The organism is Microbulbifer taiwanensis (assembly GCF_014904815.1).
Classification (GTDB): Bacteria; Pseudomonadota; Gammaproteobacteria; order Pseudomonadales; family Cellvibrionaceae; genus Microbulbifer; species Microbulbifer taiwanensis.
In genome coordinates, this window is sequence record NZ_JACZFR010000012.1 from 133,799 (window position 1) to 158,916 (window position 25,118).

The following is a 25,118-nucleotide window of genomic DNA, read 5'->3' on the forward strand; positions in this document are numbered from 1 at the left end:
TTGCTGCTTTTTTATACCTTTTTGCTAATGTTGCCGGGCCGCAACTTCGCGGTGCTTTCAGCCGCCCCCGGGGCGGATTCCCTATGCCCTCTTCCCGCCTTCCGACCTTTGAGATTCGCCCCGCCGCGCCCGCGGATGTGCCCGCATTGCACGCGCTGGAACAGGCCTGTTTCGACGGCGACCGCCTCAGCCGGCGGCGTCTGCGCCACTGGGTGGCGGCGGAGAACCGCGTCTTCCTGGTGGCCGAGCGGGCCGGGCAACTGCTCGGCTATGTGCTGGTGCTGCTGCGCCGGGGCACCCGCCTGGCGCGGCTCTACTCCCTGGCGGTGGGCCCGGCCGGGCGCGGACAGGGTATAGGCCGGGCGCTGCTGTGCGCCGCCGAGGAGGCCAGCAGCCACAGCGGCCGCCTGTTCATGCGCCTGGAAGTGGCCGAGAACAATCACTCCGCCATCGCCCTCTACCGGCAACTCGGCTATCGCACCTTCGGCAGCTATGCCAATTACTACGAAGACGCGGGCGATGCCCTGCGCATGCAGAAGCGCATCCGCTACCGCCCGGAAAATCTGCACAGCCTGGAGGTGCCCTGGTATGGCCAGACCACCGATTTCACCTGTGGCCCAGCGGCGGCGATGATGGCCATGGCCGCGCTCAACCCCGACTACCGCCCCTCCGTCAGCGAGGAGCTGGCCCTGTGGCGCCAGGCCACCACCATCTTTATGACCGCAGGCACCGGCGGCTGCCACCCGATAGGCCTGGCCCTGGCGATGCGCGCGCGCGGCTTCGACTGCGCCGTCTACCTGAACCAGGCCTCGCCGCTGTTTGTCGACGGCGTGCGATCGGTCGCAAAGAAGGCGGTGATTCAGCAGGTGGATGCGGACTTCCGCAAGGCGGCCCGGGAGCAAAGAATCCCGGTTGTCGAGGAAGAATTCACCCAGGAACAACTGCAACAGTGGCTGGAGCAAGGCGCCCTGGCGTTGCTGCTGATCAGCACCTACCGCCTGGACGGCAAGAAGGTGCCCCACTGGGTGACACTGACAGGCATCGACGAGGAGTGCCTCTACGTGCACGATCCGGATGAAGACGACGAGCAGAATCCCCTCGACAGCCAGTACCTGCCGATAGCGCGGGAGGACTTCGCGAAGATGTCGCTGTTCGGGCGGGAGAGGCTGCGCACCGCGGTGGTGGTGCGCAGGGTGATGCGAAAAAGGGAATCGGCGGACTGAGTCGTCCGAAAACATTTCACGTCAGCCAGATGAATCGGCTTCGTAAGGTGCGCCGTGCGCACCTATACCACGGGAACCTTCTCCTGGATTGGCTGGTGCGCACGGCGCACCCTACACCGGCAGGAATACTTGCAATTACTTACTGCCGAACAGCTCGCCGAAGAAGTCACCGCTATACCAGCGCGGTTTGCGATCCGCATCCGCCACTTCCCGAGCAATTGCGTAGTTCACCTCGGTGAACTGCTTCGCCGCGGGATAGCTGATCTGCTCGTCGGCCACGTCGCCGGGGCGGTGGTAGCGCTCCTGCAGGAATTTGGTCTGCATGGCGGTGCCGTCGATATTCGGATCCAGCGCCTCGCGGCCGGTGATCAGGTAGATGGCCGGCACCCCCTGGCGCACGAAGTTGTAGTGGTCGCTGCGCACGAAAATCACCTGCTCCGGCATCGGGTCCGGGCTCAGCTTGAGGCCGGTGCGCCTGGCCGCGCGCTCGGCGGTCTTACCGAGGCTGGAGTGCTCGGCGCCGAAGGCGATAATGTCCTTGAACGGATACAGCAGCATCGGCATATCGAGGTTGATGTTGGCCACTATCGACTGCGGCGGCACCGGCGTGTGGCGGGCGAAGTAGTCGGAGCCCAGCAGGCCTTCCTCCTCCGCGGTCACGGCGACAAACAGCAGCGAGCGGCGCGGCGCGCGGCCGGACTCGATAAACAGGCGTGCCGTCTCCAGCATCACGGCAATGCCGGCGGCATTGTCCTGGGCGCCGTTGTTGACCTGTCCATCCTCCTCCACGCCGATATGATCCAGGTGTGCGGAGAAGACCACATACTCGTCTTTCAGTTTCGGATCGCTGCCGGGCAGTATCGCCACCACATTGGGGCTGAGGATTTTCTTGTGCGTGGCGCCGCTGGTCAGCTCTGCCCGGTAGGGCAGCGGGAAGCCGCGCGGCGCCAGGCCGTTATCCATCTCGGTGAAGATAGTCTGGAGGCTGCGCTCCGCACCCATAAACAGCTGGCGCGCGGCGGGCATATCGAGCATCACGCCCGGGTGCAGGCCGGGGATGGCATTGCCGGGGACATCGTCGGCATCGACCCAGTCGAAGCTGTCGTCGTGCAGGTGTTCCACCGAACGCTTGAAGGACCAGCGCTTCTCCCGCTGCGGTGTATTCAGTGTGATATAGCCGATGGCACCGTGGCGCGCGGCCGTCTCGCGCTTGGTGCGGCCGGAGGAGTAGTGGGCGCCCACTTCGTTGGGCATATTCTTCGGTCGCCCGGACAGTATCACAGCGATCTTGCCGCGCACATCCAGGCCCTTGTAGTCGTCCACGCCGTATTCCGGTGCCTCTATACCGAAGCCGACAAACACCAGGTTGGCGCTGGTGACCGTGTCCTCGCTGATGGTGGGCGGCGAGGCGATAAAGTCCTCGCCGAACTGGAAAGTGATGTCGCCGTCGCGGCCCTGCAGCACCAGGGTCGGTTCGCGCCCTCCCCAGCTGGCGCGCACGAAGGGCACCTGCTGCAGGTAGCGCTGGCTGCCGGCGGGCTGCAGGCCCATCTGCTCAAATTGCCCGGCCACATAATCCGCGGCCTCGCGGTAGCCGGCACTGCCGGTCTCGCGCCCGGCCAGCTCGTCCGCGGCCAGTATCTCCACGTGTCTGCGGATATTCTCGCTGTTGGCGCTGGGAATGGGCGCCGGTGAAGTAGTGGCGCAGGCCACCAGCACGCCCGCAAGCAGGGCGCCGAACAGGGTTTTTGTTCTCATCGGGAAAATCTTTTCTGTATAAGTTCTTCTGCGGTCGCGGTGCGCACGGCGCACCCTACGCCAGCAAGCTTACCATGATCCACAGCAGCGGAATCGCGAGCAGATTGAGCTTGAGCCCGGCGCGCAGCATCTGCCCCTGGCGCACCATGCCGGTGCCGTAGGCGAGGGCGTTTGGCGGCGTGGCCACGGGCAGCATAAAGGCACAGGTGGCGGCTATACCGACGCCGAATACCAGCGGATAGGCGATGGCCGGATTGAACTGCTGCGCCAGGGCGTAGATCACCGGTACCAGGATCGCAGCGCTGCCGGTATTGGAAGCCAGTTCGGTCAGGAAGATCATCAGCGCGATACAGGCCATGATCAGCAGCCAGCCGGGCGCCTCGGCGAGGCCACCGAGCAGCGACTGCGCCAGCCACACGGAAGCGCCGGTCTGCTGCAGTATCGCCGACAGGCACAGGCCGCCGCCGAACAGCAGCAATATGCCCCAGTTGATCTGCCGCTGCAGATCCGGCCAGGAAATAAGTCCGCACAGCGGCGCAAGTGCGGTGATGGCGAGCCCCACCACGGCGTCGAAGCTTTTGCCCAGCTCCAGCCAGCGGGCGATCAGCCCGGACAGGCTCCAGCAGGTCACCGCCCCCGCAAACAACAGCACCGCGCCCACGGCGCCCGGAGTCCAGCGCCCGGTCTGCACCTTCACCGCGCGGATTTCCGCGCTCTCCCGATCCGGCCGCAGCACCAGCCACAGCACCGCCAGTACCAGTGGGAACATCGCCAGGGTCACCGGCAGCCCCACTTCCAGCCAGGCGACGAAATCCAGCTCCAGGGTGCGCGCGGCTATGGCATTGGGCGGGCTGCCGACAATGGTGGCGAGGCCGCCGATATTGGCCGCATAGGCGGTGCCGAGTATCGCGAAAGCGCGCGTGCGCGGGTGCTCGTCGTCCACCAGCGACAGCGCAATGGGCAGCATCATCGCGGTGGTGGCAGTGTTGCTCATCCACATGGACAGGAAAGACACGGTGGCGAGGAAACCGATCAGTGTCGGCCACAGGCGCCCGCGCCCGAACTTCAACACTCGCGCGGCCAGGCGCCTGTCTATGCCGTGGTTGTGCAGCACCGCGGCCAGGGTGAAACCGCCCATAAACAGGAAAATGATGGTGCTGGAAAAAGGGGCCAGGGCCTCGGCGGCCGGCATCAGGCCGCTGAAATAGGCCGCCGCGGGCACCAGCAGTGCGGTCACCGGCAGGGGTATGATTTCACTCATCCACAGGCCGGCGGCGGCCAGCAGAATGAAGAGGCCGAGCCGTTCCGGTCCCTCCCCCACCAGCGCGCCGGCGAGCCATTGCGCCACCAGCATCCAGGCCGCGATGACGGCAAATCTTATTGGCAGGGACAGTTCTTGCACCGGGGCGCTCCGCTTTTTTTATCCTGCGCCAAAGATACCAGAGAAAGGCACAGCGCCATTTTCCCTGTTTGTGTCAGGCCGCGCGATCGAGCCCCGAGTAGACCCTGGCCACGGCACCGGCGACCTCTTCGTGGGCCTTGTCCGCGCAGAATTCGCCGTGGGCTCCCATAAAGTGCAGGAAGGGCAGCTGCAGCAGGCGCTGGAAGTCGTCCTCCATACAGTGCTGCGGGTCGCAGCCCTCGGGGGTCATGCGCGTGCGCCAGGTGGGCGCCACCTGCATACCGCGGCGGAAGCCACCGAAGCGCAGCAGGTTTCTGCCGAACCAGTTGCAGCCGCGCCACGACTGCCAGTACTGCAGCGCATCGCAGCACAGCAGCAGGCCGCCGTTGTGGGGCAGCCACAGGATCGCCTCGGGATAGCGACTCTGGCTGAATTCTACAAAGCGGCCGCCGGGTACCGGGCAGTCGCCGCCCTCGCGCAGCAGTCTGTCCGCCGTCGGCGGGTAGAAATCGGAACCGGCCTGGCGCCAGAAGGTGAGATTGAAATGGTCGCGATAGTAGAGGTCATCGCGGCCGTGGTAGTAACCCAGGCGCACCGCGTGGCGCACTTTACCCAGGTCCTGCAGTTTTTCTTCCTGCTGCGGCCGCAGGCGTAAGGGATTGACCAGGATCAGCTCGTCGCCCCAACGCACTATGCCCATATTGCAGTTGATCACGGTGGCCGGAGCGAGTTTCGTGGTGCCGGGCACACAGAAAAAGTCCGGCAGCAGACGGCGGATTTCTCCGTGGGGTTGGGGTGGGGGGTAATCGATCCGCATGGCGGCCGCGGACTCAGCTGTATTGCGCCCGGTTGCCGATCCCTCGCAGTAGCTGCAGCGCCTGCTGCGCTTTTTCCTCGGGTACAAAGACGTGATCGTGATGCAGGGCCGCCACCACATTGGCGCTGATACCGCAGTTGGCCAACTCGGTCGCCACGGCAGCGGTCAGGCCGACGGCGTCCAGGCTGGAAAACACCTGCAGGCTAATCTGGCGGAATGCGCCGCTCGCCTCCAGTTGCAGTTGCTCCGCCAGGGACTGCGACAGTATCGCGCTCAGGCCCTCGCGTTCGCGGAAAATACACAGGCACTGGTCGAGATAGTCTTTCAGTTGGGATTCCTGTATCTGGCAGAAAACGTATACCTCCTCCTGCAATTGCGGGTTCATGTTTTGCAGCAGTTTTTCCAGGCACACTTCTGCGTTCATTGAGTAGCGTCACTATGTCCGTTGGAATTGTTCAGTGGCGTTTTCTATCGCGCGCCGCGGCCGTCTTTCGACAGTTCGATAAACTCCTCGCCTTCAAATTCCGGCTCACCTGCCGCCGGCCTGGTGTCCACATCGATAGCGGGCTGCGCCTCGCCTTCCCAGCGGTCCAGGGCCATATCGATATCCTTCTCCAGGTTCAGACTGGGGAAGTCCGGACAGGGGGCGTCCTTGACCGGATCGTACCAGGCGGACAGGGGAGCCACGAATACGACCAGGGACTTGTGCAACAGGTTTCGGCCGATGCTCGCCTCTGTCCAGGTCGTCTGCCAGGCAAACTTTCCCTTCACCGCGTAGTCGCTCTCGTAGGATTTCAGCGTGAGGAAATACGGATAGAGTCTGCCGCCGCGACAGACGATGCGCCGCTCGGTTTTGATATTCGCCATCTGCGTGAAGGGATCGAAATACCAGTGAATATCGTAGCCGTAGGCAAAGCGCATATCACCGTCGCTTTCCAGGAATGCGTAGGAGCGCCCGGTGCCGTCCGCTTTCAGGCTCCACACATGGCGCGCTTCGCCGTCGCGGGAAATCAACCAGGCCCCAACCCACTGATCCGCCTCCAGGCGCGACTCGGCCTGCCAGCCGCCATCCACCTCCTCCTGCTCGGGTTCGGCGGCCAGGGCTGCGCTCGCGGCGCAGATAAATATCAGCGTGAGAATAAAGCGTCGCTGTATCACAGCTTTATTACTCCAGTATCCGCTCTACTCTTCCCTGAACTGTTTCCCTCTCAGTGAACAAATTGCGTAGCTCTCTACCGGGGCATACCCCGTCAACCCGCCAGATCCGGACAACTGCTGCCCGCCCTGGGCGTATCCCAGCTGCTCAGGCGGCGTTGAAAACTCAACAGGCCACCACCGTCCTGAAGCCAGTGACGGCCGTCCACTACCGAGAAGTCTAAGGTGACGGGACTCCAACCGGTAAAGGACACGGCCACCACCCCGCCGTTGCAGCGCACCGAAGCGCCGGTGCGCACCCGCACCCGGTCGCCCTCCAGTTTCCAGTTGATGGCAAACCCGTGGGACAGGCGGCCCCCGGAATGGAAACCGTAGGCGAAACCCGTGCCGTCGGCGCGCAGCTGCCACACCAGCTGCTCGTCGCCCTCGCTGACGACCAGCCAGTTTCCGGCCCACTGGCGCTGTGCGGATTCCGCCGCGGCGGCCAGCGGCAGCAGCAGGAACAGCATCAGGATCACGGCGTGGGTTTGTAAAAATGAACTCAGGAGCGGGAGAAACGAGGGATGACGCAAAAACTTCATGCGCGACTCTGCTGTGTTGGGTTACTGCGGCTGGCGGTGACAGTCACCGCCGATTTTCCTGTCCGCAAGGCGGCAAGCCGTCGCACTGCGGCATGAAAAATCGCCTAGGCGCTCTTTTTCACGTCCCTTGTTTTTAAAGGCTAGACGCAAAATCCAACCGTGGCAGGAGAAGCCTCAAAAATATTCATTCACACGCCAGTATGGCACCGGATATCGCAAACTTGGGGCCGCTCGACTCTTGCAATTCTTGGGGCAATTTTTGCGGGCTATTCGGTGCGGGCATCGGAGAGGGTCTTGTCCGCCCGCCAGACCCGGTATTTCAGCTGCAGATCGGCGGGCAGGTAGACCACCAGCGGCAAGCGGCTGTTGTAGGGCAGCATCAACCCCTCGCCACGCACGCGCACGAAGCGGCGACTCTCGGAACCCGACGGGCAGGCCTTGAGGGTGGTGGCAGCCGGCTCTGGATCGGCCAGTACAAAGTAGGGGTAGCCCCAGCCATCCAGGGTTTCGCGTTTGATTGGCGCGCGGTAGCTGCGCAGGTTGCAGTCCACCAGCTCCGTCTTGCCCGGCACCAGCTCCACCATAAAGCGGCTTTCGTCCACAGCCTTGGGCAGACGGATCACCTGGCGCTGTTTGCCGTCCACTGTGGTGGGGAAGGCGTCCAGCTCGGAGGCCGGGGCGGGAGACACCAGGCTATAGAGGGCGACGGACAGGGCACAGCGCAGCAACATCGGGACCTCCTGCGGCAGTTGGCGCAATATTCCTCTATCAGTCTAGACAGAATTCCTGCGTCGCAGGCCGAACCAGAGCAGTAGCCCCAGGGCCGCGGCGGTGGCAAACAACAGTGCGGCCCACAGGGTGTAGCGGCTCTGTCCGGCGGGAGGCTCCAGGCGCGCGCGCGCCTGGCCGAGGGCGGTGCGCAGGCGCTGGAAGGCGGCGATCACCTCGGCATTGGGGGCGTTGCCCAGAATTGCGGTGCGCAGCGCCTGCCAGTGTTCCGACAACTGTGCGGCCAGGGGCGCGTCGCGGATTTCCAGCTGTTCGCGCAGCGGCGCATAGCCCTGGCGGAAAGCCAGCATCAGCTGGTGGTAGGCGCTGGCGTTGTCGCCGCCGCGGTAGGCGGTCTCCGCCAGTTGCAGCAGGCCGTCGGCGCGGGCCAGTGGGTGTTCCAGCGCGCGCACCCGCTGCGGATGACCGCGCCACCACATCAGGGCCCCGGCGGCCTCGGAGGGCAGTTCCACAGGCCGCGTGGTGGCCATTCCCGGCAGCCCGATCAGCGCCGGATAGCGCTGCGCCAGCTGCGACGTCGGCGGCAGTTCGCCGGCGACGGCAAAATTGGCGGCGGTTACCGCCAGCGCCCAGCGCTGGCGACTGCTGAGATCACCGTCGATACGCGCGCCGTGCACCGAGTCCACGGTGGGGTCGAGGATGTTGTAGAGATCGTAGAGGCTGAAACTGGCCATGCGCTGCGGATCGCGCAGTCCCGGTGCCCTGTCGCCGCCCTGGCCCTGTGCACCGTGACAGCTGACGCAACGCTCTACATAGAGGGCGCGGGCAAAATCGGCCGAGGGCAGCATTTCAGCGGGCGAACGTTGCAGCTGGTAGAGGGCGGCGAGGCGATCGGCGGCGGCATTGGCGCGGCGGCGCACCTGCTCGCCGTCGCGCTTCTCGGCAATGGCGACATCCAGCTCCAGCACACTGTTTTCCAGCGCCGCGCGACCGGGCCTGTCCGGCAGCTGGCGCACCAGTTCCAGCGCCCGCGCCAGGTAGCGCCGCTGCTGTTCGTAGAGGGAATTGTCCTGAATCTCGCCGTTTTTCACCGAATCGCCGTAATCCACAGCGATATAGGACAGAAGATTGCTGGCTTCTGCCGCCAGCGGCTCCCGTTCAAGCGGCTCCTGTGCGTACAAGGTGGCGGGCAGCCACAGCAGCAGGCAGAGGGCGAGGAGAGGTAGTGGCGGCCAGTTGCGTCGCATCGGGAATTCTTTTTCTGCATTCGGCACAAGATTAGCAGCCGCGTCTTAGCGCGGCCGTAGGGCCGCAGGCGCCGCGAATACCTGGAGCGGCCGGAACGAACACAAAAAACCCCGCACGCGGCGGGGTTTCGGAAGGCTCAGTCGGGCTTAACCGCGCTCGGCGCGCCGCTCAGTACTCAGCCCTTATCGGCACGCTCCTTGGCAATCAGGTAGTCGGCCACCTGCAGCATCAGTTCCTGACCGTTGCTCTTGCCTTTCAGACCCGGCAGTGAGGTGCTGATACGGTACTTGCCGGCCACGACCACTTCCGGCGTGCCGGACAGCTGGTAAGCGCGCTGGTTGGCCTGGCCCTGCTTGACCTTGCTGTTGATGGCGAAGGAGTTCATCAGCTTGGCGGCCTTGGCGCCGTCGGTGCCGTGCTCATTGAACAGCGCTTCGATGGCTTTCAGGTCGGGGTTCCAGTTGCGGCCGTCGCGGCTGGCGAACATCTTGCGCTGGTTGTTGATGGCATTGAAGATGGGCGCGTGCATCTTGTCCAGCACACCCATGGCTTCGGCTACGTAGAACATGCGCGCATGCACTTCCATCACCGGCTGCCAGATGGCCGGAATCTTGTTCAGCGCCACATCCTGCGGCATTTCTTTCTTCCAGCGGTTCAGGGCCGGCTCGAAGTGGTAGCAGTGACCGCAGCCATACCAGAACAGCTCGGTCACCTCGATCTTGCTGTCGTCCTTCTGCGGTACCGCCTGGGGCAGCACCTGGTAGTGCTGACCGGCCTTGAACTGGCCGCTGTCCTGGGCACAGGCGGCCAGGCTGAACAGCATGGCCAAAACCATGGCGAATCCCTTGGACAGGGGGGCAACTGCGGCTCTCATAACTCTTCTCCAGCTTTATTCTTTCGACCCGGGGGTCGGGAGTAATCTATAGACAGCGCAGATTATTGAAGTTCCCGTGCCCTTAGGCAAGGAGATCGGGCAAAAAACGCGCAATTTGGCAGACATGTGCCGTTGCCGCTGTCTGCTTGGTGGTGACAGGCATAAAAAAGGCCGGTCAGGGACCGGCCTTTCGAGACGATTGCAACACGCCGTCAGTCGGTCAAGCCGGCGACATAGTTGGCCACCGCCTTGATCTCGGCGTCGGACAGCTGCTTGGCCACACTGCGCATCACCCGGGTGTCACCGTCATTGGCGCGGGTGCCCTCGCGGAAGGCCTTCAACTGGGTTTCCACGTACTGGGCGTACTGGCCGGAGAGGCGCGGATAGCCGGCGGGGGCATTGCCCTTGCCAGAGGGGGAGTGGCAGCCCATACAGGCGGGAACGCCAGTCTGCGCATTGCCGGCGCGGTAAAGATTGCGACCGAAGATCAGGCCGTCGACGCTCTCGCCGCTGTTCAGCATCACCGAGATGGCCTCGGAACCGGACAGCTGCATCGGCTGGGAGGCAAAGTAGGCGGCGATATCCTGCAGGTCCTGCTCGTTGAAGTTGTCCAGCTGGCCTATCATCTGCGGCACCGGGCGCGCACCGCTCTTGATATCCATCAGCTGCTTGGCCAGGTATTTCTCCCCCAGTCCGGCGATCTTCGGGAAAGTCGGCGCCGGGCTGTTGCCATCGGCGCCGTGGCAGGCGGCGCAGGCCGCGGCCTTGGCCTTGCCGGCGGCGGCGTCCCCGGCCGCCATCGCAAGCGGTGCCAGGCCGAGAGTCAGGCCGAGGGCCAGAGCGGTGTTCTTTATAATGCTGTTCATACGTCGTCCCATTGCGCGCTGAAAATGCAATTAGCGCCGCCCCCATCAATCCTGCGACGCAAAAACCGCGGCATTATATACTTGCGCGCCAATCGAGTGTACCGGATCAGCAGAAGAGATATGTCAGAGTCCCACCCCGAAAAGATCAATTACCGCAATGTGCAGTTTCTCACCAGCGCGCCGACCCTGGCCGAGTGCCCGGAAGACACTGGCGCCGAGGTGGCCTTTGCCGGGCGCTCCAACGCCGGCAAGTCCAGCGCCATCAACGCTCTCACCGGCAACAGCAAGCTGGCGCGCACCTCCAAGACACCGGGGCGCACCCAGCTGATCAACTTCTTCCACGCCGGCGACGACCAGCGCCTGGTGGATCTGCCCGGTTACGGCTACGCCAAGGTGGCGCGCTCGATGAAGGACGAGTGGCAGCGCCACCTGGCCTTCTACCTGGAGCAGCGCCAGTGCCTGCGCGGGCTGGTGCTGTTGATGGATATCCGCCAGCCGCTGAAGGAGTTCGACCTGCATATGCTGACCTGGGCGGTGCAGTCCGGCATGCCGGCGCATATCCTGCTGACCAAGGCCGACAAACTGAAAAACGGCCCCGCCAACAATATCCGCTTCGCGGTGGAGAAGGCGCTGAAGGAACAGGGCCTGGATACCGGCGTGACTGTGCAGATTTTTTCTTCGACCAAAAAGACCGGGCTCGACAAGCTGGAGCGCAGGCTGAACCAGTGGCTGGCGCTGGCGTAGGAGCGGTCGGCGGCCTCCCCGGCCGTTCCAGGCATTCACGGCGCCTTCGGCCCTACAGGGTTAGATTCAGTCCCGGATCGGACAGCAGCGACTGCAGCAGCACCCGTCGCAACTGCCGGCGCGCCCGCGGCGTCAGGCCGCGCAGGTCCTCCGCCCTCAGGCGCCGCTGCGCCAGCAGCGATATCAGGGTTTCCTCGCGGATCCTTATTTCCAGATACTGAGACGGCAATGACATTAGCGTCCCTGCGCTCGGTTGTAGATCAGTGCAAGCTGACAACGCCTGCGAGCCCCTGCTGCCACTGCTGCCGCGCCGGCGGGTTGGACTCACCCGCGTAGAGGGTACGGATGCAGTCGGCGGCAATCCGGTAGTTGTCCCGGTCCTTCAGTTCCCGCGCCAGCCTGGAGCTGGCTCCCACCAGAATGTAGTTGCACTGGTTGTCCTCGCCGCGCTGACGGTAGGCCGCCATCAGTTGGCTGGCACTGTCGGAAAAACGCATGGCCGCGACCCCGTATCCTGGCCAGTGGGCCTCGAGCAGGAAATTGGCCAGCTCAAAGGCACAGCCCAGGTAGGGAATAGCCTCGGCGTAATTGCCCTCTTCACACAGGCCGGCGCCCCGCTCAGACCAGTCCAGCCACGCCTGTTCGGCGCGCACTGTATCGGCAGTCAGCCACTGGCGGTGGTTGGCGCAGAGATAACGTAGGTTCACAGCAGACTCCTTGATTTCAACTGCAACCATGCTAATGCGAAGCATTATCATTTGCAACAACTGCAGAATGAATAGCGCGTCTCTGTGCCGATCGCTCGCCTCGCTGGCCGGTATCGGGATATAAAAAAAGCCGGCAGATGGGGACTGCCGGCCAGGGGTCAGTGCCCTTGGGGAGGGACACTGGGCAGACGCGCCCAGGGGGACGGGCACGCCTGTGGGTTCACACCCATTAACTTCTCGTTTCCAACCAACTGAACAATAGGGTCGCCACCGCTACTTCCCCAGTCAATCAGTGACCATCAGGCTGATGTGGGGACAGATGTTATTCCCTTCTGCGCCAATTTTCCGGAAATAGATTCCAATTGTGCCGATAGCTGCCGCCAATCAGAAAACATGGGCAAAAAAAAGCCCCGACGTTTGGGGAGGTATCGGGGCGGGGTCAAGCGGGTTTTGTTGGGGTTTGAGGAGCAACAATGATTTGTCTTTTTAGAGGGGCCCTGTCCGCTCTGGTTCCGCGGCATTGGGTAAAGAAGCGTTAACCGGATGTAACGGGATCAGATCTGTCGGCCTATTCCCCCTCCCGCTCTATATCACAGCAGTGACTGGCCGGCGGCTCGGCACCGCTGGCCAGCACCGATTCGGTGATAGGGTTGGGGCGGAAAGTGGTGCAGCCCTTGAGCCCCAGCTCGAAGGCCTCGCGGTAGAGGGATTCGAATTTGTCGAAGGGATAGTCCTCGGGGACATTCACCGTCTTCGAAATGGCATTGTCGACATAGGGCTGCAGTGCCGCTTCCATCAACAGATGGGCCCGCGGCGACAGGCCGTGCGCGGCCACGAAGGTGTCCGGCAGTGCCCCACTGTTGCCGCCGCCATCGCACCAGAGGCGATAGATGGGGTCGATTATTTCGAACTCGCGGTATTCGCCGCCGGCGGTCAGTACCCGGCGCCGGTGGCGGAAATCGAACACCGGTTCCACGCCGCTGGAGACGCAATTGGCCAGCAGGCTGATGGTGCCGGTGGGGGCTATGGCGACCAGGTGGCTGTTGCGAATTCCCCGCTCGCCGATGGCGCGACGCAGCTCTTGCGGCAGGGCGCGGATATCGGCGCCGGCCAGGTATTGCCCCCGCTCGAAGAACGGGAAGCTGCCCTTTTCCTGCGCCAGCGCGGTCGACGTTCTGTAGGCACTGTGGCGCAGTGTCCACATTACTCGCACGGCCAGCTCCCGCGCGGCGTCACTGTCGTAGTGCAACCCCAGCGCGATCAGCGCATCGGCAAGGCCGGTGATGCCGATACCGATACGGCGACTGCCCCTGGCCTGCTGTTCCTGGGCCGGCAGTGGATAGCGCGACAGGTCGATCACATTGTCGAGCATGCGCACCCCCAGGGCCGCGCAGTCGGCAACGCCGTCCCAGTTCAGGCGCGCGCGATTGCTGAAAGGCTCCTCCACGAAGCGGGTCAGGTTGACCGAGCCCAGGTTACAGGCGCCGTAGGGCGGCAGGGGTATCTCGCCGCAGGGGTTGGTGGCGCTGATCCGCTCGCGGTAGTGGAGGTTGTTGTGGCGGTTGATCCGGTCGACGAAGAGCACACCCGGTTCCGCATAATCGTAGGTGGCGCGCATGATTTTCCGCCACAGGTCCCGCGCCGGAATCCGCTTCAGCACCCGGCAGGGCAGTGCCCTGCTCCCAGCGCTCCCGTCAGCGCTCCAGAAGCGCTCGACCAACTCGCCGCCCTGCCCCTCAAGCTGCTGCTCCGGGAAGACCAGCGGCCAGTCGTCGCCGCTTTGCACCGCGGCCATAAAGTCGTCACTGACCAGTACTGACAGATTGAAGTGGCGCAGCTCGCGCGGATCCCGCTTGGCCTCGATGAAGCGCTCTATATCCGGGTGGTCACAGCGCAAGGTGGCCATCATGGCGCCGCGGCGACTGCCGGTGGACAGCAGGGTCGCGCACATGGCATCCCAGATGCGCATAAAAGACACGGGGCCCGACGCGATGGTACCTGTGTGCCGTGCGCGGCTGCCGGCCGGGCGCAGGGTGGAGAAGTCGACACCTATGCCGCCGCCCTGCTGCATGGTCAGGGCGCCCTCCTTGAGGCGCTCGAAGATGGCATCCATCGAGTCCTCGATGGCGCCCATCACGAAGCAGTTGAACAGTGTCACCCGCTGGGCGGTGCCGGCACCGGCGAGGATGCGCCCGCCGGGCAGGAAACGGAAGTCGGCCAGGTTTTGGTAGAAGCGCTGCGCCCACAGCTCGTGCTGCAGCGGTTCCACCGCGGCCAGCGCATTGGCCAGGCGGCGCCAGCTGTCCTCGACGGTGGCATCGCAGATGCGATTGCCATCGCTCCGGTGGCGGTACTTGGTGTCCCAGATAAACTCGGAGATCGCAGCCTCGAAGCGCGACATATCAGACGACGCTCAACTGGGTCGCCGGGCCGTCGTCGTGCAGTCGGCGTATCGCCTCGGCAATCAGCGGCGCGCAGTCGACGACCCTGAGGCTCTTGCCCTCGCGCACCTGCGGCAGTGAGTTGGTAATCGCTATCGCCTCCAGCGGCAGCCTGTCCAGATCCGCCAGCGCATCGCCGCAGAACTGGCCGTGGCTGGCCAGCGCCAGGATGCGCGCCGCGCCGCCGCCGGCAATGGCCGCCGCGGCGCGGCAGACGGTGCCGCCGCCGGCGATCAGGTCGTCGACAATCAGCACGCTGGCGCCTTTCACCTCGCCGATCAGGGTGCCGCCGCTGAGCTTTTCACCACTGCGATATTTCTCCACGAAGGCACGGCCTATATCCCGCTCCAGCCGCCGTCCCAGGGCCCGGCGGAAGGCCTCAGCGCGCTTGACGCCGCCCACGTCCGGCGAGGCCACCACTATGGGGTTCCCGTCACCGGCCAGCTGCTCGGCGGCGAATTCCACGAACAGCGGCTGCGCCGGCAGGTGCAGGGTGCGGCAGCGGAAGGCATTTTCGAAGGCGGACTGGTTGTGGGCGTCCAGGGTCAGCACCGCGTCCGTGCCCAGGCATTCGAACAGGCTGGCCAGGTAGCGGCTGGACAATGGGTCGTGCAGTTTGGTGCGGCGATCCTTGCGCCCGTAGCAGAGGTAGGGCGCGACCGCGGTGACGCGGGCGGCGCCGGCGTCCTTCAGGGCGCCGACGAAAAACAGCAATCGCACCAGCTTGTCGTCGACACTGCTGTGCTCGTCGCCGTACAGGGACTGCACCAGGTAGACATCGGCCCCCTCCACGTCGTCCAGCGGGCGCAGCTTGTGCTCGCCGTCGACGAAATCGCGCTCCTCGTGGGCCGCCAGCGGCTCGCCCAGGGCGGCGGCGACGCGGCCGGCAAAGTCGGCGCCGGCGTCGAGGCTGAACAGCTTCAGGCGACTCATGACAGGTGCAGCCGGAACCAGTCGATGGCCAGGCGCACCACCTGGTCCAGGGTGCCCGGCTCCTCGAACAGGTGGGTGGCGCCCGGGACTATCTCCAGCTGTGGACCCTGCCCGTCGAGCCGCAGGCGCTCCATATGCGCCGCCGCCTCCTCGTTCAGCTCTATCACCTGGGTGTCGTCACCGCCGACGATCAGCAGCGTCGGCGCCTGCACCAGTGGCAGGTCGGCACCGGCCAGGTCGGGGCGACCGCCGCGGGACACCACCGCCTTCACCAGCAGCGGCCGCTCGGCGGCGGCGATCAGTGCCGCGGCAGCGCCGGTGCTGGAGCCGAAGAGACCGAAATTCAGATTGGCGGTCTGCGCCTCGCCGCCGGCCCAGTCCAGCGCCGCCGCCAGGCGCCGCGCCAGCAGGTCGATATCGAAACGGTACTCGCGGGTGATCTCGTCGACCCGGTTCTCATCAAAGGTGAGCAGGTCGAACAGCAGTGTGCCCATACCCGCGCCGTTCAGCTGTTCGGCAACCATAGTATTGCGCGGGCTGAAACGGCTGCTGCCGCTGCCGTGGGCGAAGATCACCAGCGAGCCGGTGTCCGCAGGCAGTGTCAGGAATCCCTCCAGCCGCTCGCCGGCGGCCTCCACCAATACATCCTGCCTGTTCATTTTTTTGCTCCCGGCGCTTTATCTGCTTCCCCCGCCAGATCCCCCGCCTCGCCCATCATCGCGATCACCTGCTCGTCGGTCAGTTGGGAAAAGTCCCGGTACCAGGCGCCGATGGCCCAGAAGGATTCCGGTGTCATCAGGCACTCTATCCGGTCCACCAGGGTCGTGAAGCGGGCCAGGGAAGACGGCGGCGCCACCGGTACCGCCAGTACCAGGGAGGCGGGTTGCTGCTGCCGCACCGCCCGCGCCGCCACCTCCATGGTGGCGCCGGTGGCAATACCGTCGTCCACCAGTATCACGGTGCGACCCTTCAGGTCCGGCCAGGGTCTGTCGCCACGGTAGCGTTTGGCGCGACGCTCCAGCTCCGCCTGCTCCGCGCGCGCGACTGCCGCCAGGGACTCATCGTCGATGCCGCAGCCGGAGACCACGTCGTCATTCAGCACCCGTACGCCGCTGGCGATGGCGCCCATGGCCAGTTCCTCGTGGCCCGGCACCCCCAGTTTGCGCACCAGCATCAGGTCCAGCGGGGCTTTCAATACCCGCGCCACCTCCAGCCCCAGGGGCACGCCGCCGCGAGGCAGTGCCAGCACTATCGTGTTTTTGCGCCCGGCGATGTCGGGAAGGGAGCTGCGCAGGGCCTCCGCCAGCAGGCGGCCGGCCTCCACGCGATCTTCGAAGGGCGTCATCACAACCTGGCCCTCGCAGAAATCAACGGATGGGTGATAAAACTAGACTAGCAAACAGGTACCAAGACAAAGCGCGCCATGACCGACCCCGCCGTCAAACTTCCGGGCCTGGAGGACAAAACCCGATTTCTGCTCTCGCCGGCCAGCTACCCCGAGGGAGCGGACTCGGTGCGCCTGGTGGAGACCCATATGGCGCGGATCTTCCTCACCGATCACTTCGCCTACAAGATGAAAAAGCCGGTGCGCTCCAGCTACCTGGATTTCAGCAGCCTGGACAAGCGCTACGGGGACTGCCGCGAAGAGCTGCACCTGAACCGGCGCCTGACCGACAACGTCTATCTGGACCTGGTGCCCCTGCGCCTGGACGCCCGCGGCCGGCTGGCCCTGGATGGCGCCGGCGTGCCGGTGGAGTGGCTGGTGAAGATGCGCCGCCTGCGCGAGACCGCCAGCCTGCCGGCACTGATCGGTAGTGCGAGTGGGGAAACACTGGCGCCGCTGCTGCAGCGCCTGTGCGACTTCTACCGAGACGCCGAAGTGATAGCGCTGACACCGGCACAGTACCTGGCGCGGCTGCGGCGCCAGTGCGAGGACTGGCGCGAGCGGCTGCTGGCCCCAGATCTGGAGCAGAAGTTGGCACTGGATGCCGGGGAAATCAAAGGCATTGCCGGCGCGCTGCTGGACTTCCTCGACCGCGAGGGAGAGCTGCTGGGCGAGCGCGCGGGGGCGGGGCGAATCGTCGAGGGCCATGGCGACCTGCGCCCGGAGCACTGCTTCCTGACCCAACCGCCGCAGGTGATCGACTGCCTGGAATTCAATCGCACACTGCGCTGCGTGGATCCGGTGGACGAGCTCAGCTACCTGGCGCTGGAATGTGAACTGCTGGGGCGCGCGGATCTGGGCGAGACCGCCCTGGAAGGCTACTACCGCTGCTGCGACGACCGGCCGCCGGAAGCACTATCCCGCTTCTACCGCGCCAATCGCGCCCTGCTGCGCGCCCACCTGGCGGCGGCGCACTTACAGGACGGCGCTGTGGCGGAACCGGACAAGTGGAAAAGCAAGACCCGGCTATACCTGCAGGCGGCGCGGCGCTACTGCGCAGATGGGAGTCTCTGAAAACGTAGCGAGCGGGTGGCTGGTGGTGGCCGCCGGAGCGGAGTGCGCGGAGCGTACTCTAGTACGTGAGCACATGAGCACGCCGCCAGGCGCACGCGCAGTAGTTTTGCAGGGATTCCCCAAAAAAAATGCCCCGGACTTGGGGGAGCTCCGGGGCAAACATCTGACTTCCTTGGGGGATGATGACGCATTCCAACGATCTTGCCTGTTTAGAGGGGCTGTCGCCGGATGGGTTCCTCAGGTTCGGTTAAAAAGTGTTAAAAAATTGATCAATGCACGCTCTTTGGCGCCTTTTTCCACTCATAACCTTCCCGCATTGCAATTTGTTTTACCCCGCCGCTCCTACAAAGAGGACCAGTCGTCAGTGCGCCTCATCCCAGTTGGCACCCTTGCCCAGCTCTACGATCAGCGGCACATCCAGTTTGGCGGCGCCCTGCATCAGCTCGGTGATGCCGGCGCTGACCTGGTCGACTTCTGCCCCCGGCACCTCCAGTACCAGTTCGTCGTGCACCTGCATAATCAGCCGGCTGGCGAGCCCACTCTCCGCCAGCCAGGCGTCCACGGCGATCATGGCACGCTTGATGATATCGGCGGCGGTGCCCTGCATGGGCGCGTTGATGGCGGTGCGTTCTGCGGCCTGGCGCTGCATGCCGTTGCGGGAGTTGATCTCCGGCAGGTAGAGGCGGCGGCCGAACAGGGTTTCCACATAGCCCTTTTCCGACGCCTGTTTGCGGGTGTTGTCCATATAGGCGCGCACGCCCGGGTAGCGCTCGAAGTAGAGATCCACGTACTGCTGCGCGTCGGCGCGGGGTATACCCAGCTGCCTGGCGAGGCCGAAGGCGGACATGCCGTAGATAAGGCCGAAGTTGATCGCCTTGGCGCGGCGGCGCTGCTCGTCGCTCACGGCGTCCGGCGCCACCTCGAACACCTCGGCGGCGGTGGCGCGGTGGATATCCAGGCCCTGGGCGAAGGCATCGACCAACCCCTTGTCACCGGACAGGTGCGCCATGATGCGCAGCTCAATCTGCGAGTAGTCGGCGGCGATGATGGCGCTGCCGCCGTCGATGCGCGGGTCGGCGACGAAGGCCTGGCGGATGCGGCGGCCCTCTTCGGTGCGAATGGGGATGTTCTGCAGGTTGGGATCACTGGACGACAGTCGCCCGGTGGCCGCCACCGCCTGGTGATAGGAGGTGTGCACGCGGCCGGTGGCCGGATCTATCATCAGCGGCAGCTTGTCGGTGTAGGTGTTTTTCAGCTTGGCCAGGCCGCGGTACTCCATGATCAGCGCCGGCAGCTCGTGGCTGTGGGCCAGCTCCTGCAACACCGGCTCGGCGGTGGAAGGGGCGCCCTTGGGGGTCTTCTTGATCACCGGGATCTGCAGCTTTTCGAACAGTATTGCGCCCAGCTGCTTGGTGGAGCCTAGGTTGAACTCCTCGCCGGCCACCTCGAAGGCCTTCTGCTCCACCCGGCGCATCTTCTGTTCCAGCTCGGCGCTCTGTGCGGCGAGCATCCCGGCGTCTATATAGGCACCGTTGCGCTCGATACGCGCGAGCACCGGCAGCAGCGGCATCTCGATTTCGTCCAGCACCTTTTCCAGCGACGGCTCGCGCGCCAGGCGCGCGGACAATTCGTTGTGCAGGCGCAGGGTGATATCCGCATCCTCGGCGGCGTAGGGACCGGCCTTGTCCAGTTCTATCTGGTTGAAGGTCAGCTGCTTGGCGCCCTTGCCGGCGATATCCTCGAAGTGCACCGTGTGCTCGCCCAGGTACTTGAGCGCCAGGCTGTCCATATCGTGGCGGCTGGCGGTGCTGTCGAGCACGTAGGATTCCAGCATGGTATCGCGGGCTATGCCACGCAGCTCTATGCCGTAGTTGGCCAGGATATGGCTGTCGTACTTGAGGTTCTGGCCGACCTTCTTCTGCTGTTCGTCCTCGAGCAGCGGTTTCAGCTTCTGCAGCACCTCGTCGAAGGGCAGCTGTGGCGGCGCACCCATATAGTCGTGGGCCAGGGGCACATAGGCGGCCTCGTAGGGTTCGACGGCGAAGGACAGGCCCACCAGTTTGGCCTGCATATAGTTGAGACTGGTGGTCTCGGTATCGAAGGCGAAAGTCTCCGCGCCCTTCAGCTTCTCGAGCCAGGCGTCGAACTCGGCCATTTCGGTGACAATCGCGTAATCGCGCTCGACCGCCTCCTCCAGCGCCTCCTCTGCCTCATCCCCGGACAGCTCCTCCAGCCAGCCGCGGAATTCCAGTTCGCCGAACAGTGCTATCAGCCTGTCCGTTTGCGGTTCGGCATTGTGCAAATCCTGTGGATGAACCGGCATCGCCACGTCGGTCTTGATGGTGGCCAGCTTGTAGGACAGCTCCGCCGCCTCGCGGTGTTCGGCCATCTTCTTGCCCAGGGTCTTGGCGCCGCGGAAACCCAGCGGCGCAATCGCGTCCAGGTCCGCGTAGATGGCTTCCAGGCCGCCCAGGTTCTGCAGCAGCGCCAGCGCCGTCTTCTCGCCGACGCCGGGCACGCCGGGGATGTTGTCGGACTTATCGCCCATCAGGGCGAGGAAATCGATGATCAGCTCGGGGCCGACGCCGAACTTCTCCCTGACCCCCTCGCTGTCCATCTCAGTGTTGGACATGGTGTTGACCAGGTTGACGCCCGGGCGCACCAGCTGCGCCATATCCTTGTCGCCGGTGGAGATGATCACTTCCTGCCCACTCCTCTGCGCCTCCAGAGCCAGGGTCCCGATCACATCGTCCGCCTCGACGCCGTCTACCACCAGCCGCGGCAGGCCCATGGCGTCGATGACGTCGTGTATCGGCTGTATCTGCTCACGCAGGTCATCCGGCATCGGCGGGCGGTGGGACTTGTAGTCGGCGAACAGTTCGTCGCGGAAGGTTTTGCCCTTGGCGTCGAACACCACCGCCACCGTGCTGTCCGGGTGCTCCTTCAGGTGGCGGCGCAGCATGGCAATGACGCCGCGCACCGCGCCGGTGGGATTGCCCTTGCTGGTCGTCAGCGGCGGCAGGGCGTGGAAGGCGCGGTACAGGTAGGAGGAGCCGTCCACCAGGATCAGCGGGGCTTGGGTGTTCTGTTTACTCATAAAATTTCGGAATCAACTGTTGGGAAACTATTGCGGTAGGCAAATCGGCGGATAGCATAACGCCCTTCGCCCGCTTTTTCCCCTTTCGCCGCCGGCGCTTTCCCCCTTCGCCACCCCCGCACCGAACGCTTCAACTCGACGTGCGAACCGCGGCGGTCACCGCAGCACCCACCCGAAGTCGATGGGGCTATCTAGGCTTCACGGTACCGACATCTGTTGTTCACGAAATCATCTGCAAGTCGTTATTTCGCGGCAACGCTCGCGTCGTTAACTGGGCGCCCGGCCACAGAAGGCCGGGGCACAGCAACCAATTCATTCAGGGAAGGATTAGCGCATGAAGGGTGTGATATTCACCGGTGTGTTCTCCGCAGCGGCCATTTTCGCCAGCCCGGCAATGGCCGCGGCGATCGGTCCACAGATGGTCATCGCAGACCTGCAGCTGGATACGGCAAAAACGGTGGAGCCGAAGGAAGAACACAAACACGAATCACTGTTGCACGATGTCGAGCGCAGCCAGAGGGAGTCGCTCATGCAGCGACAGATGCTGCAACTGGAGCAGTTGCGCCGACAGGCCGAGCGCGATGCAGCGCGCGCAGAAAAATTGAAGCGCCTCAAACGCAATTCCTGACACGAGCGAGCGTCAATCGACGTCGACTTGTTTCCTGCCCGCCCGCGGTTGCCGCGGGCGGGCTTCTATTGCCAGGCGATTGGACGCTTTCCCTCTCCCCCTGCACCGCTGTGCCTCAGCGCCTGATTTTCACCGACTTATGCATGCACTCGCCCCGGCGTCGGTCAGCTGCCAGTCACCGCAGTTGGCCAGGCAGTTTCCCGTGCGACTTCTAGGCTATTAGGGAGCGACGCCTGTCGCTCGCCAGGGGCGCCGCAGACTGGGAGTACTAGAGGGCTGTGACCATGAATACCAGGAATCTTTGCCGAACTCTTTCTATATCCGCCGCCATCGCCGCGCCGGCACTGGCGGACTCAATAGCGCGCGACGAATCGACCGGGATTGAGACGCGCGAGATGGAGCATGTCGAAGTCATCGGCAAAAACTTTGAGGCCGATTCGGCCGGGGCAGACGGACAGCAGGCCGGCGATACGAAACAGCGGCTGCAGCTGCAGCACAGACTGGAACAGGTGCAATTGCTGAAGATACTGCAGCGTCAGCAGCTGGAAAGATTTCGCGCGCAGAAGGAAGAGGCGCTGGTGGCGGACCAGGAACAACAGCGACACGAAGAGTCACAGGAAGCCGCCAGCGCGGAAGAGTTGCGCCTGGAGCGCGAGCGCGCCGAAGAACTGCGCCGCCAGGAAGAGGAGCGGGCGCGCACTGAGGCGGAAGCGCAGACGCAGCGCGAACCCTCCTGACTCTTTGCTGAGTTCCAATTGGCTCCGCCGCCACTAATCGTCTGCGGCGCTATCCGGAATCTCCGCCAGGCAGCTGCGCGCTTGCGCCAGCAGCTGCTCTACCAGGTCGCGATAGCTGGCCCCCTGCGGCAACCGATCCGCGAGTGGATCCAGCGCCACATAGCGCAGGCCGAGATTCTCCGCCATCTGCCGGTCGCGATCATTCTCCGGCATCTCGCCGAACAGACAGCCGTCGCCGCTGCCCTGCAGCTGCAGCAGCGCCCTGGCGCCGTGGCCGCCCTTGCCGGTATCGCTCAGTGCCCTGGTCGCCACACCGGCGGAGCCGAAGAAATGCCCGTAGGCATCGTGGGTCACCACAATCGGCACATCCCGGTAGGCCCACAGGGCCCGGTCCAGCACCTTCTGCAGATTGGCCATGGAGCGGGAGAAATCCCGCGCGCGCTCCCGGTATAGCTCGGCTTTATGCGGCTGCAGTTCAGCCAGGCGCGCGGCCAACTGCGCGGCTACGACGGCGGCATTGCGCGGGCGCAGCCACAGGTGTGGATCCGAACCGGTCGCGCCCTGGAACTCGTAGCCATCTGCACCCAGCAGTTGCAGCTGGCGCTCGGCAGGAATCAGCGCCAGCTGTTTTGCCAGCACGCTCTCCAGCTGTGGCCCCATCCACACCACCAGTTGGGCGCGCTCCAGCGCCGCGCGATCGGATACGCTGGGCGCATAGTGGTGCGGATCGCCACTCTGGATAAGCACTCTCAGGGGCATAGCGTCGCCGACAATTTCCTCTGCGATCAGCGCCAGCGGGCGCACACTCACCACCAGTTCCGCCTTTTGCGACGGTTCGGGTTTGCCACAGGCAGCGAGCAGAATGAGAGTCAGGAACAGGGAGAGGCGGCGCAGAGGAGGCATAGAAAACATAAGGCGACAGAAAACTGCGATATAATCACACCCGGCCTTCGCCCGCCAGTCATGCGCGTCCACAAGTATCCATTCCCGCCACTCCCGGAGATTTCACCCTGAGCCATCCCGAGCCGCTTATCACCGCCGACAACCTGGGGCTGGAAGTCGCCGGCCGGCAGCTGCTGCAGAACATCACCCTGGCGCTGCAGCCGGGAGAAATCGTCACCGTCATAGGCCCCAACGGCGCCGGCAAGACGACGCTGCTGCGCCTGCTGCTCGGCTTGACCCGGGCCAGCAGCGGCGAGGTGCGGCGCAGGCCGGGTCTGCGCATCGGCTATATGCCGCAACGACTACAGATAGATGCCTCAATGCCGATGTCGGTGCGGCGCTTCCTGCAGCTGGGGCAGGCGCAGCTGGACAGGGAGCAGGCCCGGATGGCACTGCAGCGCGTAGGCGCCGCTGAGCTGGCGGACGCCAGCCTGGCGGACCTGTCCGGCGGTGAAATGCAGCGTGTTCTGCTGGCCCGGGCCGCATCGCGCAAGCCGCAATTGCTGGTGCTGGACGAGCCCACCCAGGGTGTGGATGTGGGCGGCCAGGGCGAGGTCTATCGCCTGATCGCCGGGCTGCGCGACCAGCTCGGCTGCGGTGTACTGCTGGTCTCCCACGACCTGCACCTGGTGATGGCGGCCACGGACAAGGTGTTGTGTATCAACCAGCATATCTGCTGCGAGGGCCACCCGGAGCAGGTCAGTCGCGACCCCGCCTACCTGGAGCTGTTCGGCGACAAGGTGGCGCCCTATACCCACCAGCACAATCACCAGCACAAGCTAAGCGGCGATGTGGTCGGCGATCATTCCTGCGATCACGAGCAACCGCACCACCCCCCCGAACACAGAGAGCGCAAATAAGTGGTGCAATTCGGCGAACTGCTACAGAGCCAGTTTCTCTGGTACGCCCTGGCGGCCGGTATTCTGGTCGCGCTGGTCAGCGGCCCGTTGGGATGCTTCGCGGTCTGGCGGCGCATGGCCTATTTCGGCGATACCCTGGCGCACTCGGCGCTGCTCGGCGTCACCCTCGGCTTCGTACTCCACATCATGCCGACCCTGGCGGTCGGCGCCACCTGCTGTGTGCTGGCATTGCTGCTGGTCTACCTGCAGCGCCGGCAGAAACTGTCGGTGGACACGCTGCTCGGGATTCTGTCCCACTCGATGCTCGCGCTGGGAATCGTCACCGTCAGCCTGTTCAAGATCAAGGTGGACCTGCTGTCATTGCTGCTCGGCGACCTGCTCGCGGTGGGCAGCCGCGACCTGCTACTGATGTCCGCCGCCGCCGCACTGATCGCCGCACTGCTCTATTTCCTGTGGGAAAAGCTGCTCGCCTTCACCCTGCACGAGGAGCTGGCCGCGGTAGAGGGCGTGCCGGTGGAGCGGGTGCGCCTGGCGCTGATGCTGATGCTGGCGCTGTTGATCGCCATAGCGATGAAGGTGGTGGGCGTGCTGCTGATCACCGCCCTGCTGATTATTCCCGCCGCCAGTGCGCGCCGCCTCTCCCGCACACCGGAGCAAATGGCTGCATTCGCCTCCGCGATTGGCTGTGTAGCGGTGGTGCTGGGGCTACTGGCTTCAATTCTTTGGGATACGCCGGCGGGGCCTTCGATCGTATTGGCGGCAGGGCTGCTATTCCTGACTATCCACGCACGCCCTAGCCACGAAACCTGAAATCCGTCAGACAAGAACTTTCTCTCAAATTGCACAATGAAAATTGTGCCGTTCGCTATATCCCTCTATTCTTTCCCGGGCCCTCCCGGCATTGCGCACGCTCAATTC

The 25,118-nt window shown here is 64.4% G+C and carries 25 protein-coding genes; 7 read left to right on the forward strand and 18 right to left on the reverse strand.

What is annotated here, in order from left to right:
- The first annotated feature begins 83 nt into the window (after window positions 1–83).
- Entirely contained in the window at window positions 84–1,223 is a 1,140-nt protein-coding gene (locus IG627_RS04450; RefSeq protein WP_193190335.1) for a GNAT family N-acetyltransferase/peptidase C39 family protein, read from the forward strand.
- Window positions 1,224–1,358: 135 nt separating this feature from the next.
- Here the strand turns inward: IG627_RS04450 and IG627_RS04455 are convergent, their stop codons facing one another.
- From IG627_RS04455 to IG627_RS04500, 10 genes are all read right to left on the reverse strand, one after another.
- Window positions 1,359–2,981, reverse strand: coding sequence for a M20/M25/M40 family metallo-hydrolase (locus IG627_RS04455; protein WP_193190337.1), 1,623 nt, complete (start codon window positions 2,979–2,981; stop codon window positions 1,359–1,361).
- A 55-nt stretch (window positions 2,982–3,036) separates the two neighbouring features.
- On the reverse strand, window positions 3,037–4,383 hold the full coding sequence (locus IG627_RS04460) for an SLC13 family permease (protein WP_193190339.1): 1,347 nt from the start codon (window positions 4,381–4,383) through the stop codon (window positions 3,037–3,039).
- Window positions 4,384–4,456: 73 nt separating this feature from the next.
- Complete coding sequence (locus IG627_RS04465; RefSeq protein ID WP_193190341.1) at window positions 4,457–5,200, reverse strand: hypothetical protein; 744 nt, start codon at window positions 5,198–5,200, stop codon at window positions 4,457–4,459.
- Window positions 5,201–5,213: 13 nt separating this feature from the next.
- Complete coding sequence (locus tag IG627_RS04470) at window positions 5,214–5,624, reverse strand: ACT domain-containing protein (protein ID WP_193190343.1); 411 nt, start codon at window positions 5,622–5,624, stop codon at window positions 5,214–5,216.
- Window positions 5,625–5,668: 44 nt separating this feature from the next.
- Entirely contained in the window at window positions 5,669–6,358 is a 690-nt protein-coding gene (locus tag IG627_RS04475; protein WP_193190345.1) for a hypothetical protein, read from the reverse strand.
- Between the two features lie 92 nt (window positions 6,359–6,450).
- A complete protein-coding gene (locus IG627_RS04480; RefSeq protein ID WP_193190348.1) occupies window positions 6,451–6,936 on the reverse strand; it encodes a hypothetical protein in 486 nt (161 codons plus the stop codon).
- A gap of 266 nt (window positions 6,937–7,202) precedes the next feature.
- The gene (locus tag IG627_RS04485; RefSeq protein ID WP_193190350.1) at window positions 7,203–7,667 is read right to left on the reverse strand and encodes an ecotin family protein; all 465 of its coding nucleotides are present in this window, start codon (window positions 7,665–7,667) and stop codon (window positions 7,203–7,205) included.
- 42 nt (window positions 7,668–7,709) lie between these two features.
- Window positions 7,710–8,912: a hypothetical protein gene (locus IG627_RS04490; protein WP_193190352.1), complete on the reverse strand. Its 1,203-nt coding sequence runs from the start codon at window positions 8,910–8,912 to the stop codon at window positions 7,710–7,712.
- Between the two features lie 176 nt (window positions 8,913–9,088).
- Window positions 9,089–9,787: a thiol:disulfide interchange protein DsbA/DsbL gene (locus IG627_RS04495; RefSeq protein ID WP_193190354.1), complete on the reverse strand. Its 699-nt coding sequence runs from the start codon at window positions 9,785–9,787 to the stop codon at window positions 9,089–9,091.
- A gap of 212 nt (window positions 9,788–9,999) precedes the next feature.
- Window positions 10,000–10,653, reverse strand: coding sequence for a c-type cytochrome (locus IG627_RS04500; RefSeq protein ID WP_193190356.1), 654 nt, complete (start codon window positions 10,651–10,653; stop codon window positions 10,000–10,002).
- A 120-nt stretch (window positions 10,654–10,773) separates the two neighbouring features.
- On the opposite strand from IG627_RS04500, the gene yihA reads away from it, so the two are divergent.
- Complete coding sequence (gene yihA / locus IG627_RS04505) at window positions 10,774–11,397, forward strand: ribosome biogenesis GTP-binding protein YihA/YsxC (protein WP_193190358.1); 624 nt, start codon at window positions 10,774–10,776, stop codon at window positions 11,395–11,397.
- A 52-nt stretch (window positions 11,398–11,449) separates the two neighbouring features.
- On the opposite strand, the gene IG627_RS04510 is transcribed toward yihA, so the two are convergent.
- From IG627_RS04510 to IG627_RS04535, 6 genes are all read right to left on the reverse strand, one after another.
- Window positions 11,450–11,632: a hypothetical protein gene (locus IG627_RS04510; RefSeq protein WP_193190360.1), complete on the reverse strand. Its 183-nt coding sequence runs from the start codon at window positions 11,630–11,632 to the stop codon at window positions 11,450–11,452.
- A gap of 25 nt (window positions 11,633–11,657) precedes the next feature.
- Window positions 11,658–12,104, reverse strand: coding sequence for a hypothetical protein (locus IG627_RS04515; protein ID WP_193190362.1), 447 nt, complete (start codon window positions 12,102–12,104; stop codon window positions 11,658–11,660).
- Between the two features lie 568 nt (window positions 12,105–12,672).
- On the reverse strand, window positions 12,673–14,505 hold the full coding sequence (locus tag IG627_RS04520) for an adenosylcobalamin-dependent ribonucleoside-diphosphate reductase (RefSeq protein ID WP_193190364.1): 1,833 nt from the start codon (window positions 14,503–14,505) through the stop codon (window positions 12,673–12,675).
- Between the two features lies 1 nt (window position 14,506).
- Complete coding sequence (locus IG627_RS04525; protein ID WP_193190366.1) at window positions 14,507–15,478, reverse strand: ribose-phosphate diphosphokinase; 972 nt, start codon at window positions 15,476–15,478, stop codon at window positions 14,507–14,509.
- The gene (locus IG627_RS04530) at window positions 15,475–16,137 is read right to left on the reverse strand and encodes a dienelactone hydrolase family protein (RefSeq protein ID WP_193190368.1); all 663 of its coding nucleotides are present in this window, start codon (window positions 16,135–16,137) and stop codon (window positions 15,475–15,477) included. Before IG627_RS04530 ends, IG627_RS04525 begins: the two co-directional genes overlap by 4 nt.
- Complete coding sequence (locus tag IG627_RS04535; RefSeq protein WP_226864703.1) at window positions 16,134–16,823, reverse strand: phosphoribosyltransferase; 690 nt, start codon at window positions 16,821–16,823, stop codon at window positions 16,134–16,136. The genes IG627_RS04530 and IG627_RS04535 overlap by 4 nt, the downstream gene beginning before the upstream one ends.
- A 78-nt stretch (window positions 16,824–16,901) precedes the next feature.
- Between IG627_RS04535 and IG627_RS04540 the strand changes: the two genes are divergently transcribed.
- Window positions 16,902–17,936 carry a hypothetical protein gene (locus IG627_RS04540; RefSeq protein ID WP_193190372.1) on the forward strand — a complete coding sequence of 345 codons (1,035 nt, stop codon included), beginning with the start codon at window positions 16,902–16,904 and terminating at the stop codon, window positions 17,934–17,936.
- A 361-nt stretch (window positions 17,937–18,297) separates the two neighbouring features.
- Here the strand turns inward: IG627_RS04540 and polA are convergent, their stop codons facing one another.
- Complete coding sequence (gene polA, locus IG627_RS04545) at window positions 18,298–21,033, reverse strand: DNA polymerase I (protein WP_193190374.1); 2,736 nt, start codon at window positions 21,031–21,033, stop codon at window positions 18,298–18,300.
- Window positions 21,034–21,367: 334 nt separating this feature from the next.
- Between polA and IG627_RS04550 the strand changes: the two genes are divergently transcribed.
- Together IG627_RS04550 and IG627_RS04555 are read left to right on the forward strand one after the other, a co-directional pair.
- Window positions 21,368–21,661: a hypothetical protein gene (locus IG627_RS04550; protein ID WP_193190376.1), complete on the forward strand. Its 294-nt coding sequence runs from the start codon at window positions 21,368–21,370 to the stop codon at window positions 21,659–21,661.
- A gap of 284 nt (window positions 21,662–21,945) precedes the next feature.
- Window positions 21,946–22,398, forward strand: coding sequence for a hypothetical protein (locus IG627_RS04555; RefSeq protein WP_193190377.1), 453 nt, complete (start codon window positions 21,946–21,948; stop codon window positions 22,396–22,398).
- A gap of 33 nt (window positions 22,399–22,431) precedes the next feature.
- Here IG627_RS04555 and IG627_RS04560 read toward each other — a convergent pair whose 3' ends face one another.
- A complete protein-coding gene (locus tag IG627_RS04560) occupies window positions 22,432–23,301 on the reverse strand; it encodes a metal ABC transporter solute-binding protein, Zn/Mn family (RefSeq protein WP_226864704.1) in 870 nt (289 codons plus the stop codon).
- Window positions 23,302–23,408: 107 nt separating this feature from the next.
- On the opposite strand from IG627_RS04560, the gene IG627_RS04565 reads away from it, so the two are divergent.
- On the forward strand, window positions 23,409–24,200 hold the full coding sequence (locus IG627_RS04565) for an ATP-binding cassette domain-containing protein (RefSeq protein WP_193190448.1): 792 nt from the start codon (window positions 23,409–23,411) through the stop codon (window positions 24,198–24,200).
- Window positions 24,201–25,010, forward strand: a complete 810-nt coding sequence (locus tag IG627_RS04570) for an iron chelate uptake ABC transporter family permease subunit (protein WP_193190379.1) — start codon at window positions 24,201–24,203, stop codon at window positions 25,008–25,010.
- The last annotated feature ends 108 nt before the right edge of the window (window positions 25,011–25,118 follow it).

Excerpts from the sequence above, each read along its gene's own strand:
- IG627_RS04450 (WP_193190335.1), top strand. The coding sequence starts at position 84 with ATGCCCTCTTCCCGCCTTCCGACCTTTGAGATTCGCCCCGCCGCGCCC.
- IG627_RS04455 (WP_193190337.1), bottom strand. The coding sequence starts at position 2,981 with ATGAGAACAAAAACCCTGTTCGGCGCCCTGCTTGCGGGCGTGCTGGTG.
- IG627_RS04465 (WP_193190341.1), bottom strand. The coding sequence starts at position 5,200 with ATGCGGATCGATTACCCCCCACCCCAACCCCACGGAGAAATCCGCCGT.
- IG627_RS04470 (WP_193190343.1), bottom strand. The coding sequence starts at position 5,624 with ATGAACGCAGAAGTGTGCCTGGAAAAACTGCTGCAAAACATGAACCCG.
- IG627_RS04480 (WP_193190348.1), bottom strand. The coding sequence starts at position 6,936 with ATGAAGTTTTTGCGTCATCCCTCGTTTCTCCCGCTCCTGAGTTCATTT.
- IG627_RS04485 (WP_193190350.1), bottom strand. The coding sequence starts at position 7,667 with ATGTTGCTGCGCTGTGCCCTGTCCGTCGCCCTCTATAGCCTGGTGTCT.
- IG627_RS04490 (WP_193190352.1), bottom strand. The coding sequence starts at position 8,912 with ATGCGACGCAACTGGCCGCCACTACCTCTCCTCGCCCTCTGCCTGCTG.
- IG627_RS04495 (WP_193190354.1), bottom strand. The coding sequence starts at position 9,787 with ATGAGAGCCGCAGTTGCCCCCCTGTCCAAGGGATTCGCCATGGTTTTG.
- IG627_RS04500 (WP_193190356.1), bottom strand. The coding sequence starts at position 10,653 with ATGAACAGCATTATAAAGAACACCGCTCTGGCCCTCGGCCTGACTCTC.
- yihA (WP_193190358.1), top strand. The coding sequence starts at position 10,774 with ATGTCAGAGTCCCACCCCGAAAAGATCAATTACCGCAATGTGCAGTTT.
- IG627_RS04510 (WP_193190360.1), bottom strand. The coding sequence starts at position 11,632 with ATGTCATTGCCGTCTCAGTATCTGGAAATAAGGATCCGCGAGGAAACC.
- IG627_RS04520 (WP_193190364.1), bottom strand. The coding sequence starts at position 14,505 with ATGTCGCGCTTCGAGGCTGCGATCTCCGAGTTTATCTGGGACACCAAG.
- IG627_RS04525 (WP_193190366.1), bottom strand. The coding sequence starts at position 15,478 with ATGAGTCGCCTGAAGCTGTTCAGCCTCGACGCCGGCGCCGACTTTGCC.
- IG627_RS04530 (WP_193190368.1), bottom strand. The coding sequence starts at position 16,137 with ATGAACAGGCAGGATGTATTGGTGGAGGCCGCCGGCGAGCGGCTGGAG.
- IG627_RS04535 (WP_226864703.1), bottom strand. The coding sequence starts at position 16,823 with ATGACGCCCTTCGAAGATCGCGTGGAGGCCGGCCGCCTGCTGGCGGAG.
- IG627_RS04540 (WP_193190372.1), top strand. The coding sequence starts at position 16,902 with ATGACCGACCCCGCCGTCAAACTTCCGGGCCTGGAGGACAAAACCCGA.
- polA (WP_193190374.1), bottom strand. The coding sequence starts at position 21,033 with ATGAGTAAACAGAACACCCAAGCCCCGCTGATCCTGGTGGACGGCTCC.
- IG627_RS04550 (WP_193190376.1), top strand. The coding sequence starts at position 21,368 with ATGAAGGGTGTGATATTCACCGGTGTGTTCTCCGCAGCGGCCATTTTC.
- IG627_RS04555 (WP_193190377.1), top strand. The coding sequence starts at position 21,946 with ATGAATACCAGGAATCTTTGCCGAACTCTTTCTATATCCGCCGCCATC.
- IG627_RS04560 (WP_226864704.1), bottom strand. The coding sequence starts at position 23,301 with ATGCCTCCTCTGCGCCGCCTCTCCCTGTTCCTGACTCTCATTCTGCTC.